Annotated in this window: 9 protein-coding genes; 2 read left to right on the top strand and 7 right to left on the bottom strand. The window is 52.3% G+C overall.

Going from position 1 to position 14,515, the window contains the following annotated elements; all coding sequences use genetic code 11:
- Positions 1-532: 532 nt before the first annotated feature.
- Complete coding sequence (locus tag MM194_RS09110) at positions 533-1,786, top strand: hypothetical protein (protein ID WP_241343393.1); 1,254 nt, start codon at positions 533-535, stop codon at positions 1,784-1,786.
- A 143-nt stretch (positions 1,787-1,929) separates the two neighbouring features.
- Positions 1,930-2,088, top strand: coding sequence for a hypothetical protein (locus MM194_RS09105; RefSeq protein WP_241343392.1), 159 nt, complete (start codon positions 1,930-1,932; stop codon positions 2,086-2,088).
- 137 nt (positions 2,089-2,225) lie between these two features.
- On the opposite strand, the gene MM194_RS09100 is transcribed toward MM194_RS09105, so the two are convergent.
- From MM194_RS09100 to MM194_RS09070, 7 genes are read right to left on the bottom strand one after another with little or no spacing between them, the layout of a single operon-like run.
- Positions 2,226-3,290: a hypothetical protein gene (locus MM194_RS09100; RefSeq protein WP_241343391.1), complete on the bottom strand. Its 1,065-nt coding sequence runs from the start codon at positions 3,288-3,290 to the stop codon at positions 2,226-2,228.
- The gene (locus MM194_RS09095; protein ID WP_241343390.1) at positions 3,291-4,004 is read right to left on the bottom strand and encodes a SprT family zinc-dependent metalloprotease; all 714 of its coding nucleotides are present in this window, start codon (positions 4,002-4,004) and stop codon (positions 3,291-3,293) included.
- The gene (locus tag MM194_RS09090) at positions 4,004-7,108 is read right to left on the bottom strand and encodes an HsdR family type I site-specific deoxyribonuclease (protein WP_241343389.1); all 3,105 of its coding nucleotides are present in this window, start codon (positions 7,106-7,108) and stop codon (positions 4,004-4,006) included. The genes MM194_RS09095 and MM194_RS09090 overlap by 1 nt, the downstream gene beginning before the upstream one ends.
- The gene (locus MM194_RS09085; protein WP_241343388.1) at positions 7,105-9,159 is read right to left on the bottom strand and encodes a DUF262 domain-containing protein; all 2,055 of its coding nucleotides are present in this window, start codon (positions 9,157-9,159) and stop codon (positions 7,105-7,107) included. The genes MM194_RS09090 and MM194_RS09085 overlap by 4 nt, the downstream gene beginning before the upstream one ends.
- A complete protein-coding gene (locus MM194_RS09080) occupies positions 9,152-10,603 on the bottom strand; it encodes a DUF262 domain-containing protein (RefSeq protein ID WP_241343387.1) in 1,452 nt (483 codons plus the stop codon). The genes MM194_RS09085 and MM194_RS09080 overlap by 8 nt, the downstream gene beginning before the upstream one ends.
- Positions 10,603-11,928, bottom strand: a complete 1,326-nt coding sequence (locus tag MM194_RS09075; RefSeq protein ID WP_241343386.1) for a restriction endonuclease subunit S — start codon at positions 11,926-11,928, stop codon at positions 10,603-10,605. The genes MM194_RS09080 and MM194_RS09075 overlap by 1 nt, the downstream gene beginning before the upstream one ends.
- Positions 11,928-14,390: an N-6 DNA methylase gene (locus MM194_RS09070; protein ID WP_241343385.1), complete on the bottom strand. Its 2,463-nt coding sequence runs from the start codon at positions 14,388-14,390 to the stop codon at positions 11,928-11,930. Before MM194_RS09070 ends, MM194_RS09075 begins: the two co-directional genes overlap by 1 nt.
- Positions 14,391-14,515: the final 125 nt, after the last annotated feature.

Below are 14,515 nucleotides of genomic sequence, written 5' to 3'. Positions count from 1 at the left end.
AGCCTATCGCGTATACGGAAGAAGCATAGGTAAATGGGGTAACAAGGTAACCATGCCCTGTAGACCTTATGGCACAAGGATTTCTTGGTTACCGCTGAAAATATAGCTAGAGGTAACCAAGGTAATTCGAGAGGTTATTTTAAGTATCTGGTTACCTTTGATGGCTAGTTACCGCTGATATCCGCACAAATCAAACGAGAGGTAACAGCACTCAACCCTGTGATGATAAGGGCTATAGCAGTAGCTGTTACCTATTTACCTCGGTCACCTTTGTTTTGAAGCACAATAGATAAAATCGGGGGAAACTGAGTCTTGAATAGCGAAAACCTGTGAGTATACGTTGCTGCCGCCATTTACTGAGCAAATAGTCTTCTCTGGCGACTCTGTTTGTCGTTCACCTGTGGCATGCATGCTGACTTGTAACCGATTTTTCCTGGAAAGATGACACACAAATACCGACAAGCGGAAAGTGACCGCGATAGAACCACCAGCTAATCGAACTGCCATTGATACAGAAGGGAGTTATAAATAAGTGACTAGCAAGATTAAAACTGACTGGACGTTTCACCGCGCTAATTATGCAGCCAACTACCCTAGCCTATCGGTTGCAGGTTATGCCAGACAGTTCGATCTGAACCCAAATACAGCAAAAGCTCGATTAAGGGGAGCACTGAATGATCCAGCAAATGAACGCGTCAACCTTACCGAGTACAACCCGATAATTGGTGAGCGGCTTGCCGGAAAAACCAAAGGCAAGAAAATGGATCGATCCATTGCCATGTCTATGGATCGGATCACTCCAGATACCCCACGTCATTCAGTTGCCTATGAGAAACAAAAAAATAATGAAAAATCAGATGGATATAAAAATTTTTTTCAGGGTAGTGAGAGCGTAGAAGAGCTCCGGTCGGAGAAAAAAACGAAAATCCTAAAAACAGATCGATCCAAAATAGATCGGTCTGGCGAGAGGCGAAGGGTAGTCGAGGAGTTTACTCTACCCACACTGGGTAAGAGCTGGGCTAAATATAATGCTGGTGGCTATACGTCCATGTTCAACATACCACCAGAGATACAGATGATGGCCGAAGCACCGTCCAATGGCATCGGCAACTTACTGGTTCTGGCCAAAAGCCGCTACTACCTAATGTGGAAACTGCAAGGCGATATGGTCGAGAAGATTGAAGCACTGTATGCAGAGGGCGGAACACATTACATGGGGGACGGTGAACCTATGCCCAAAGAGATGGCTTTGTCACAAGCTCTATTCGGCCCTAGCCAAAGGATGACAGAGCTAGAATCTGTCATTACCCGAATGGAAGTACAGTCGGCCAGTGAACAAACCAAGACACTACAAGCCGATTTCCAGAAGGCTGCATTTACATTGCGAAAAGAAGGGAACCTATCTGCCATCGAGACGGCTAACTTGATTGAAGCTAACGGGTTCGAGGTTCCCAAGGCGCTATTACTCGAGGTAAAGCGAGAGGTTGCCCTGATAGAGCAGGTATACGACGACAATGAAGGAGGCATCACAGAAGAAGAGTTGGAAGCAGCATCACAAACTTATCGGTTGAAGATGGAATATCAAGAAAAAATCTGGCTATCCGCACGTAGAAAACAGCTGGAAAAGATGTTTGTAGAGGAAGCTATCAAGCAGGACGAAATACAGATAAGCGAGGACGATTTCATTGCTCAAATGGGCACACTGGACGCCCACAGGAGCGGCGGCGATATGGATGAAGGGCACAACCCCTTGACCAACGAAGATCCAGTAAAAGAGAGCTGGTAGTAGCAAGCCCGGCGTTGTTGCCTAAACCAGCCAGCAACCATGACTCTGAAAAATTTCCAATTTTTGCCCCCTTTCAGATGACTTCGTTTGTCATACATTGCCGCTATCCAGTACATCCACTGGAGATGACAAGGAGATCTATGATGAACAACAAAAAAAAGCCAATGACCAAAGAAGCTGTATCTCGTATCCATAGTGCTGAAGCTACAAGTAACGGAGGTGGGGTGAGTAAAGATAGCTTCACCGCTCGTGCACAAAAAGTAGTCGCAGCCCCCCCGGCAAAACCGGCAAAAAACAAGTAAGGAAACAACATGTCTAAAAAGGATGATGACGATAATCGTTCATGCCAATTAAACCCCGAACACGATGCTTACTGGCAAAGTCGGGGCTACGATGAACGCCCTGATGACGAAGATAATGAATGATTTTTTCAGGGAGCCTATGGTTCCCTGTTGTTTATAGCCTCATTATAAAAGTAATGATAATAGCTAAAACATGTAACTACATCATGATCCCGTTCTGGATCACCCGTTACATGAATCCATCCAGATAATATATCTGCCACCCACCACACCGGCTCACAATAGTGAAGAACTTCCTCGACATCAAAATCTTCTGTCTTGGATAACTCTTCAAGTGCCCCACGTAGCCATTCTCTAACCGTTTTAAATTTTAGATTTCTTTTTTTTGCATAAAACTGACGCAAACCAGTTTCGATAGAATCTTCATTGCAGCCCGCATACTTGGCAAAAGCCTGATAGCCTATTGATTTTGATGAAAAACGTTCCAGAAGAGGTTCAAACAATCCAAACCTATGAGGCATCCACTTATCAAGTGGGGAAGTGGGCATCAGCTTAATAAATATTGATTTTTTGTTTTCCATCGGCATATTGCTGTTAAAATCAGCATCAAAGGCTGCAAATACTTTAATAAACATATATATATTTAAATAGTGCAACACCTTAACAAGAGCCGCATTATCTTCAAGCGCTATGTTTACATCGACACTATTGATAACCGATTCAACACCCAGCTCAGTCAAACTAAAAAAGACCCAACCATTCTCAATTATTTTCTGCAATCGCTCTTGGCCATCGAGGCCATCTAAGCTATCTAATAACTCCTGTAACTTACCAAGCAGATGATTAGCTTGTGCACATGCCTGCGGATAAAATCCGTTAATTTCTAATCCTTTAAACAAAGTAGGCCATTTAACTCGAGCAGAAAGCTGAACTCTTAGAATGGGTTCAGATGGTTCTTTCAGATATTCAGGTTTAGCTCCACGAGAAACAAGATGATTTTCTAATCTATGGAAAAAATTTTTAGCTTGAGGGGTAATCTTTACCGGCGCGTTTAATGAGAAATATTTCTTAAGTGTTTTTGCACATGGTGCATGCAACTTTTCTCCATTAAAAAATGGTGAACTGTATACGGTATGCCAAAAATCCCCTACTGAAGGATAACCAAGCCATTCGATATACTGTTCTGGGTCATAAAGAAACATTTAATACCCCCACCGGTTAAACGCCAGCGGCATTTTGTTCAGCTTCTCTCGGTGCTCTCTCCAATTTGGCAAGTGCAAATCCATCAGGGAGATAAATCGCTGGTTATGCTTGCGCTCAAGCAAATGGACCAGCTCGTGGACCACAATAAACTCCAGGCATTCGGGGGGCTTCTTGACTAATTCAAGGTTAATCCAGATGCGGGCCGTATCCGTTTTGCAGCTGCCCCACATGGTCTTCATTCGTTTGATACCGACAAAAGAAGGGGCAACCTTGAGAGTCGCCTGCCACTTGGCGATAAGTACCGGAAGACGCTGGCGTAGAAGTTGACGATACCACTCTAGCAACAATGCCTCGCGACGGGCTGCATCATAATGAGCGGGCACTCGCATGCGGATCCAGCCACCCTGCAACTTGACACTATGGTCGCCATCGGTCTGAATCACATCCAGCCGGTAACCTCGTCCCCATAAATAATGGGTTTCGCCACTGCACATCTTGCGCTCGCTCTGACGCGGCTGGGCAACAAACGCAGCCTGCTGCTGTCGAATCCAAGCAAGTCTTCGCACCACTGCAACTCGAATTGCGGTATCTGACAAAGATGCAGGCGCGGATACACGCACCCGTCCATCAGGAGGCAATACATTGATATGCAGGTTTTTGATGCCCTTGCGCTGCAACTCGAACGTCAGCTCACCGAAGGTAACCAACGCCATCAATGGTACTCCGGCTGGGCTTTTACCAGGTTCATCACATCCGCGACGGTCACATCGTACCCTTTGATCTCTTCAGCAATAGCAAAGGCAACCTCTCGCTCTTTGAAGCGATCACCGAGCCAGTCCGCTTTTTTGGTATATCTGACGGCAGTATCGATCTTGGTCACCAGCACTTCATCGCAGCCCAAATTGTCATAGAGCGCACGCTTGGCTGAAGTATCGACACTCGCTGGATAGGTTTCTGCCCCCCCGCTGGCTGGACGTTTCACCTTTATGGCCAGCTCGCGCACCTTTTCCAGATACTCTTGGTAGGAAATAGCCTGAGAGCGACGCAGCTCAATCAGCTCATCGAGCAGCACCGACATCTTTTCGTAGTACTTGGGGTTAACCGGATTCTCGTCGACGATGGTCCGTCGCACGTTGTTTTCAATCGCCTCAGCCATGGCCTCGGGGGCTTTACGCAGTCCCTCAGGCGCCCCCTCAAGCCCTTCAGCTCCCCGCTCGATGATCAACTCCAACAGTCCCAGCTCTTCAAAGTCCATCAGGGTTTCACTGGGGTCGGCATCGATATAGAGATCCAGCATCTGGCGCATCGCCGGTTCAAACTGCTTCATCTCGACCAGATCGCCGCTGGCAATCTTGATGAGATCACGCACTTTGACATAGTGCTCAACCTCAGTACGGATGGCATTGGTCTGACTGGCACTATACCCCGCCTCTTCCAGCTCACTTGCCAGACTGGTAAAGGCTCTGATCAACTTGGCGACACACAGGTAAAGTGTCAGGCGCAGCGCCTCCTTCTCGATCAGTTCGTCCTCATCGGCCCCCACCTCGCAGCAGAAATAGTGCTGGTAATCCGCCTCGGCCCTGGGTGCCTTGACCGGTTCACACAGCGCCCGCACCGCCTCCAGCGCGTTGTCGAGATCCTGCCTGCCCTGTGTCAGGCGATCCTTGAGCAGCCCGGCGACATCCTCCTTGTCATAACCGTCGAAGGCCTCCGCTGTGTAGTCTTTGACCGTCTTCTCCAGAGAGCGGAACAGATCCTTGTAATCGACGATATAGCCATACTCCTTATCCTCGCCATCGAGCCGATTCACCCGGCAGATAGCCTGGAACAAGTTGTGATCGGCCATCTTTTTGTCGATGTAGAGATAGGTGGCAGAAGGCGCATCAAAACCGGTCAGCAGTTTATCCACCACTATCAGCAGCCGCATCTGGCCAGGCTCCTTGATAAAGCGCTGCTTGACCTCCTTCTCAAATTTCTCGACTTGCGTGGCCGCTTCCTTTTCGCTTTTATCGAAATACTCCGCCAGCATCTTGCGATAGACCTTGTACTTGGCGAGCGCCTCGGTCTGCCCCGCGCCGGTCTCTTCCCCCTTGATCATGCTGGCATTCGGTTGATAGCTGGTCACGATGGCACACTTGCCACCAAATCCATGGGAGCTGAACATCTCGTAGCATTTGCAAGCCTGATAGACACTCGCGCAGACCAGCATGGCATTGCCACGGCCATCGGCCAGCCGGGGTTTTTGATCAAAATCGAGCAGAATATCCCCCACGATCTGCTCCAGCCGCGAGCGACTCGACAGCAGCTTCTGCATCGAGGCCCACTTCTCCTTGAGCTGCTGGCGAGCGAGGCGCGACAGCGCCTTGGTCTTGGTCTCGAACCACTCGTCCACCTTTTTCTGGGATTTGACCTTCTGATCGATGTCCCGCGCCTCATATCGCAGATCCAGTACCACGCCATCCGAGACGGCCTCATCAAACTTGTAGGTGTGGATGTAGGGGCCAAACACCTCCACCGATTTCTTCTTGTCCCGTTTCATCAGTGGCGTGCCGGTGAAGCCGATAAATAGCGCCTCGGGCAAAATACTCTTCATCGCACCATGCAACTTGTCAGACTGGGTACGGTGGCACTCATCGACAAAGACAAACAGCTTGCCCTTGGGGTAAAAATCGTTGGGCAGGCTCTGCTTCATCTCGGCGATAAAGTCATCATCACCCGCCCCCTTTTTCCCTTCGATATGACGGCCAAATTTGTGTATCAAGGAGCAGATCAGCCAAGGGGCTGTCTGATTCAGGACAGCCACCAAGTCTGCCCCGCTCTTGGTGCGCAGGATCTTCTCCTCTACCCCGGCGAACACCTTCTCGATCTGCTCGTCGAGCTCGGTGCGGTCGGTGATGATCAGCACCCGGCTGTCTTGCACATTCTCGCGGATCCACTTGGCCAGCCACACCATGGTCAGGCTTTTGCCGCTGCCCTGGGTATGCCAGATGATCCCCCCCTCGCGGCGCTGGATAAATGCCTTGGCGGCCTGGATGCCGAAATACTGGTTATGGCGGCAGGTCTTCTTCACCCCTGCATCGAACACGATAAAGTCGTGGATGACCTCAAGAAAACGCGCCTTGCTGCACAACTGGCTCAGATGCAGATCCAACTTGTTGGTCGGCTCGACAGCTAATGGCGAGCCTGTTTCCTTCCACTCCAGATAGTATTTCTCGGGGGTCTCGATGGTGCCGTAACGCACCCCCTGGGTGTCGTTACCGGCCATTATCAGTTGCATCGTGCTGAAGAAATTGCGGATAAAGTCCTGTTGTTGATTATCGAGGTTCTGGCGGATCCCTTCTGCCACAGAGACGGTGGAACGCTTGAGCTCGATGACCCCGAGCGCGATCCCGTTGATATAGAGCACCAGATCCGGCCGCTTCTTGTTTTCCCCAGCAATCGTTACCTCTTCAGCGATGGCGAAATCGTTGGCCTCGGGCTCCTGCCAGTCCACCAGCCAGATAGTCTGGTTTTGCTCGCCCGCCCCCTCTTTCTCCTTCACACCGTAGCGCAGCAGGCCGTAGAGCTCCTTGTTGGCATCGTAGAGGTGACGCCCACCTCCCAGGCTTGCCGCCTGTTCCAACTGACGCAATACCCGAGGGAGCAGCACAGCTGCTACCCCGCGTTTCTCCAGCCAGGCCGTCAGCAGCGTGGGCTCAACATTACGATTGTTGGGTCGGGTTTGCCAGTCACCCAGATAGCGATAGCCCAGTGTCTCGCTAAAAAAACGGACGACTCGCTGCTGGGTAGCTCGTTCACGTTGGCCAACCGTACTCATGGATGCTCCCTCATCTTGACAGCCTCTGCAGCCAGCACGGCCAGCATCTGCTCTTGGTGTTCTGCGATCTCTGTTTCCTGCCAACGACCTTTCGTTTTCATCAACCTGATCATGGCGAGCAACTTGAGGCTATCAATCTGGTTGTTGGCAAGGCTCGCTTCAAAGTGCTCCTGCTTCTGTTGCGGCTGGAAGTTACTCAGGCGTGAGTTCTTGCTGTGGCTGATAAGGCAAAGGTTGCCAAACGAATGAAGTGCACTCTGCTCAACCGGTTTATAGCCATCCATCGGATGCTGGGGTGAGAAGTGCTCCACCGAGCTGCGGAACGTGAACTCAAAGGGGCCAGCAACTTTGTCGCTATTCCGATCTTGTACCCACAGCAGGTAGTCGAGGAAGTTGAAGACAAAGTTGTTCTCGATATGACCGAAGCGAAGTTTGGATGTAATCACCTTGTGCCAGCTCTCATCCACATTGATGGCGGGCAACAGGGCGTTATCAAGGTAGAGCATCTGGTAATAGGAAGCCCCTTCACCAGGCGCCAAAAAGCGCTGGAAGACAAAGCGGCGAGCCTGACTTTCCAGATAGGACAGATAAGCCCCGGCCTCCACTGGTTGATCAGGATGACAATTGTCGAACAGATATCTCAGTGCACCATTCAGCCAATGTTTGTAAACCAGGGTCGGGGTCGAGACATGAAACGCAGACAGCAACATCAGGATCCGCCGGTTAACACCAGAGAAACCATTCTCATTTTCATCCTTATCAAAGGTATTGATGTAACTGACGCTCTTTTCCGAATACCAGTGCAGCCGCTTCAGACTCCAACCATCCTTGCCATCGGCAAACTCACGCTTGATGATGAACTGATCAAAAAGATACTTGCTCTTTAACAGGCCATAGATAAAACGCTGAACTGCCGCGACTGGATCCGGTTGCCTTATCACTCGCAGCTCAAACTGATCAACCAGTTGTTTATCATCAAGCGGCACCCCCTCCGTATCACCCGGGTCGCGGCTAACGAGTCGCAGCACATGGAGCAAGAAGTTGGAGAAGTTGATGACGCTGTTAAAGCGCTCGGAGCCTGCGCTCTCCTCCTCCACCGTCTGCTCACCATCGAGCTTGTCATCCTGCAAAATGGCCAACAAGGTGCGCCCCTGGCTACCGGCTGCTGCACGGCTTTTATCGGCAGCGTCGGCCGTGTTAGGGGACCCTAGCAGATCAAGCAGATGGGCAAAATCACGGGGCACAAACTGGCCCCAGTCGCTCTCACCAAACAGACGGTGGCGCTCTTGCGGGGTAAAGCCGTACTGGATATAGCGCTCCATATTGGCGCAGGCATCCCATACCCGGGTCAGGATATGAATACTTTGGCGACGATGCTCTTCCTCGGGTATCTGGTTCAGCGTCTCCATCAGCCGCGCTTTGATCACTTCATGCTTTTCCAGCTGCTCACCGCGATTGTTCATCGCCTCGAAGAAGTGATTAAGATCGGTATCCTTGGGTACCTCAATACGAGAGATCTGCACATGCGTGAAGAGGTAGTCACAAAAGGCTGTCAGTTTAGCCCCCACCAAACCAAGATCCGCCATTGCCTTGCCAATCAGTTCAAAACCGTTCACCAGACCTTCATTGAAGGCACTCCCCCGCAAATCGTGGGGAGCCACCCCCTGCCATAAGCGCTCGAAGGTATGGCTCGATATCGGGCGACTCTCAAAAGCGAGGTTGATAGCACGATACCAGCTCATATTCACTGCATCTTTCGCGTGGTGTTTGAGCCAATTGGCCAGCAGAGAGAGGGTAGTAAAGCGCTGCTGGCCATCGATTACCTCGAAACTGCCATCGTCCCGGGCAAACACCACCAGGGTGCCGATATAGTAGGTTTGCTGTCCCTTGGCACCGACCGATTTTTGCTGATAATCCAGCACATCCTGCAGCAGTTGGGTGATCTCTCCCTCGCCCCAGGCATAGTTGCGCTGGTACATGGGCACCAGATAGCGGGCGCTGTCTTCGAGCAGTGCACGGATGAAAAAGGGGCAAACGCCTGCATCACTCATAATATTTCATCTCCCGAAACAGCCCGACCAGTTCATCTTCGGCGCCGTTGCGATTGTTCTTGTTCTCTCGACTGCTCATGCTCGGCAAAGGGAAACCATGCAGGTCTCCCGGCAAACGGGCATCTCGAATAGCACGGATCAGATTGTGCTCCAGCACGTAGTTATCCATGGTCGCCAGTTGCACCACCTGCTGGCGAATACGGCAACGATAGGCCCAGATAAAGCACTTCTCGATGGCCAGTGACAGCCCCTGGCTGCCAAACTTGTCGATATAGAAGATCAGGGCGCAGTCGAACATGGCCCGCACATAACGATCCCCGGTGCGGTGGCGGCGCTCGTAGCTGCTCAGAGTCGAGAGCACCTTGCTGGCCATCGGTGTCAGCGTTTCGCCGAGCAGGGTGGCAGATTGCGTCTTGCCGGAATCAGACTCCTCGGCCACGATGGCGGCCACCCGCGTCTGGTAGTACTCGGCCATCTCGAAAAAGCGCCGGCCATTGATGATCATCTGGTCGAGATGAAAGGGAAACGTCATGCGCTGGCCGTCAATCTTGCGCTGGTACTGGCTGTTGTACTCATCGACAAAGTGGTGGGCGATACGCAGCGACTCCACGTAAGGGAAGTGCCCCACCCGGTCGAGGTTGACCCCCTTGAAGAGATCCACCTCCCCCTTGCCAAAGTAGCGGGCCGACTTGCCCTCGGCCCACTGACGTACCCGATAGAGATAGAGGGCGAATAGATTGGCCAGCTCGTCGCTTGGCAGGCGCTCCCAATGGGCGACCGCCTCGGCCTTGAGGTTGGCCTCATGACCGGCAAACTCGCGCAGGTGAAATGCCTTGAGCAGATCGTGAGGAGCCAGATCGCGCCCCCGGGCATTTTGCGAATCGAAGAACTGGAACGCCTCCGAGATATCCTGCAGCACAAAACAGACCACCTGACAGCGGTTGAGCAGAAAGTCGATTTGTTGCTCGTCAAACTCAGGGCGTGCCACCAGCCGACGCAACTCCAGAGAGTTGCGTCTGAGGTTGTACTCCGAATCCCGGCTGGGGAAACGCTGGCGCTGCATAAATTCATCGACAGGCCCCCGCAGGTCCTGCAATTGCTTGCGCAGATCCTGACGTTGAAACCGGATACTCTTCTCTTTGCCGCTGCGAGTTTCGCCATCCAGCACCTCGATCAGCGCCTTGACGGTCAACATCAGGGTCAGGGTACGTTGCTGGCCATCGACGATATCAAGCATCTCGCCCAGCTTGCTATCGGTGTGCTGATGAAACACCACCGAACCCAGCCGGTATGCGCTCTTGTCCTGATGGTTCGCCAGATCGGTGAAGAGATCCGAGATATTCTTGGCACCCCAGCGATAAGGTCGCTGATAGCTTGGGATGGCCAGTTGGGGAATGGCCAGCAACTGGCGTACCGACTGCACCTGATTATTGATGCACTCCATCATGCCTCCTTCGGTAGCAGCAGGCGGATATGGCCGGTCAACAACTGCTGCATCATCCCCTGTTTCAGGGCGCGGGCCTTCTCCAGCTTCTGGGTCAATGCCTGCAGCTCGTTATCCATATCGGATAAAATAGTGGCGATGGCGGTTTGTTCTTTTATCAAAGGCATTATGATTTTAATCTTTGATAGAACAGAGGCATTTAATGATGGCAAAGCAGTTGTACTAACAAAGTCACCAAATCGAATGCTCTGTAAAAAATGATAAACAAAGTTCACATCGCATTTCGCTATATTTAGCTCTAATGCAGCCATGTTGTTATCAATGCAACTTGGCATTGATAATATTTTCTTTCGTTCTAAAAAAACAGCAGCCCCCACCTTGGCAAAAACAATACACCCCGAGGGAAAAACAAAGCTACCGATCCTAGATTGATCCTCTTTAGAAATCCAATTGTTACTTGCCGACATGTAAACATCATTACCTTCATTATTCATGTCAGAAACTTTATAAAATGGATACTCCCCGTTTAATTTCCCTTGTTCTATAACTGGAAAACCATTACCGCCTCGAAATTTGCCCAAATCGCCAGCACACACCACGTCCCAATCCTCCGGAATTTGTCCCAGCTCGCTGGATTTATAACTTTTGGGTGCCCCATCGGGGCCCCGGGCGAACTGCGGCAGGCGGGTACGACCGGTCAGCAGTTGCTGCATGCTGGCGGTCTTGATGGCCTGCTTCTTGGCGATCAACTGCTCCAAGCTAACAATCAGAGCATCACTATCGGAGAGTACTGTCGTAATTGCTAATTGCTCTTCCGTTGGAGGAATTGCGCATTGTATTCTTTCAAGAGAGGCTTTATTTAATTTAAATCGCCCAGCTCCCTGACGAGTTAGATAAATAGAAATATCTAGATTTCTGAAAAACCAGTAAAACCACTTTGCAGAACCAACATTCCCCTTAATCAGGTGTGCATGATTGTTAACGTTGAACTTCCCACTAACCAGTTGGGTCTGATTAACTGAGTCAAACTTTAAGAAATGGTCCCCATCCTCACCAATCAGAGCGAATTCACCCTCAACTCGATATTCATTAATATAGCCTTGTATCTTCGTTGGACCATAGTATGGATAAGAACCACTCATGCCATCACGAACTTTAGAACTAATTGGCAATCTTAGATTGTTACAAACAGTAAATGAATCGCCCACAAGCATAACTTCCCAATCCTTGGGAATTACCCCCACCTCGGTCTGCTTATAGCCCGCTGGAATGATCTGCTTGGCCACTATCTCGCTCGCTTTACCCTGCATCATCTGCTCCGCCATTATGCCCACTCCAGCCCCATGGCTTTGAGATGAGCAGCCACCTTGGCCTCCAGCTCGCTGAGGTTTTTGGTGAGTTGTGGCAGGGAACTGCTATAGCGCTCCTCCAGCTCCTTGACTCGGGTAGCCAGTTGCTGGGTGACCCGCTCAATCTCGGCTTCCAGCGCCGTACGCAGGCTTGCCTGCCACTTATCTTCCACCAGCAGGGTTTGAATCTCGTTATCCTGCAGCTTGGGGTAGTGAGCAAAGACCGCTTTATCGAGGGTGTCGCTGGCCTCCTTGTGGGCCTTCTTGGCGCGGGTCTCGGCGTCGAACAACTGCTGCACCTGCTTGAGCACAGCCAGCTCCTCCTTGTCGGTGGCGACCTTGATGCGGGCCTTGACGCTGGCAGCGGTCACCTTCTCCTTATCGTTCATGGCATCGACCAGTCCGCCCTCTTCCCCGCTCTGCTCCTCGATAAAACTCTCCAATGCCTGGCTGGCCTCATCAAGCGCGGCTTGCAGGGTATCGAGCTCTTTTTGTTCATTGGCAAAGAAGCGGACCACCAGCAAGGCGGGCGGGATAAGCTCGGCCTTGTACTTGGCCTTGCCAATCACCAGATCCGGGCTCTCTTTGATCTTCTCGCCCTTGTCGGCAATCAGCTCGCGCAGCACTCGACCCGCTGGCCAGCCATCCTGGGAGAGCACATAGAGATCGTCTTGCAGCTGACTCTGCCAGTAGTCCATCAGCAGTTGATAGATGGCGTAGGGGTCGAGCAGCTCGCCGGTCGTCTCGGCGGCGGCCCGGTAGCGCTCAAGCAGCGCGTCGCTCACCTCGTCGATCAGCGCCTTGGGCGAGTCACCCTTGGCAAACTCGCCGAACTGGCACTCGCTAAACCACTGGGCAAACGGCGCCAATGCCGCCTGTTTGAAGCGGGCAAACTCCTCACAGGCCAGTATGGTGCCTTTGACCTTGGCGGCGGCTACCCGCGCCTCACTGTAGCCGGGTCGCAGCGGTGCAAACAGGGTCGCCTTGAGGGTCGGGAATACCCGCCAGTAGGGGCCGAGTGCAGCGATATCGCGCTCGGGGATGCCCCCTTGCAGGTGACCGGCCAGATCGTGCAGATCTTCCCCTTCGCTGCCATCGATATAGCGCGGGATATTGAGGTTGTAGTCGTTGCGGGCGATCTCGCCAAGCGGTACCCAGCGGCTGTAACCCTCCAGGGTCAGGCCACGGGTGAAGGTGTCGACAATCTTGTGGATGTCCTGCTCGCGCAGCCGGTTCTTGTTGCCATCTTTGATAAAGCCTTTGCTGGCATCGATCATAAACAGCCCTTGCTCATGGTCAGCCAATACATTGAAGGCGCGGGTGTGGGCGCTCTCTTTGTCGATGACGATGATGCAGGCGGGAATACCGGTGCCGTAGAAGAGGTTGGCGGGCAGACCGATGATCCCCTTGATATAGCCTTGTTTCAGCAGGTTCTCGCGAATACGCGCCTCGGCATTGCCGCGAAACAGCACGCCGTGGGGCAGGATCACGGCACCCTTTCCGGTGCTCTTCAGGCTCTTGATGATGTGCAGCAAGAAGGCGTAATCGCCATTTTTTTCGGGCGGCACGCCCCAGACAAAGCGGCCGAACTCGTCGTGTTCGGCATCGAGGCCACTGGTCCAGTTCTTGTTGGAGAAGGGCGGGTTGGCCACTGCGAAGTCGAAGGTCTTGAGCTGGTTGTTGCCCTCCTTCCATTGGGGCGCGGCCAGGGTGTTACCCTTCCAGATTGCTGCGGTGGGATTGTCGTGCAGGATCATGTTCATCCGCGCCAGCGCACTGGTGGCGTTGTCCATCTCCTGCCCATAAATAGTCAGCCCCTTGGGGCCGGCCTCGTCGCTCGCCTTGAGCAGCAAGGAGCCAGAACCACAGGTGGGGTCGTAGACGGTGGCATCTTGCGGGGTCTGACGGCTGATGCCAATCACCTTGGCCAGAATGCGCGACACCTCGGCCGGGGTGTAGAACTGTCCCTTGGACTTGCCCGACTCGGTGGCGAAGTGACGCATCAGGTATTCATAAGCATCACCCAGCAGGTCATCCCCTTCGGTGCGGTTGGCCGACAGATCCAACCCCTCGAAGATAGCCACCAGCTTGGAGAGGCGGTCGATCATCTCCTTGCCCTTGCCGAGTTTGTCTTCGTCGTTGAAGTCGGCAATGGTGATCACCCCTTGCAGATCGTTGGCGGTCGCCAGCGCACTGATGATGGTGTTGATCCTCTCGCCTATCTCCTTGCTGCCCTTGAGCGCCACCATGTCGTCAAAACTCGCCCCAGCTGGTACCTCGATCATGGCGTACGGGTTGCCCTTGGCCTTGTCGGAGACGTATTTCACAAACAGCAGGGTCAGCACATAGTCCTTGTACTGGGAGGCATCCATCCCGCCGCGCAGCTCATCGCAGCCAGCCCAGAGGGAGGAGTAGAGTTCGTTCTTCTTGATAGCCATGAGTCAGGTATTCCGATAAGAGTCAGTTTGCGCCAAAGGCGCATGGAAAACGAAAAGAGGCAGAGATTCACAACCTTGCCGGTTACGGCGCCAGAAATTGCCGACGAGTTTACCCACTTGGCCCC

Source organism: Aeromonas sp. MR16, from assembly GCF_022549315.1.
Taxonomy (GTDB): Bacteria; Pseudomonadota; Gammaproteobacteria; order Enterobacterales; family Aeromonadaceae; genus Aeromonas; species Aeromonas aquatica.
The sequence above is the reverse complement of the archived record's forward strand: the minus strand, read 5'-3'. Positions and strand labels throughout refer to the sequence as shown.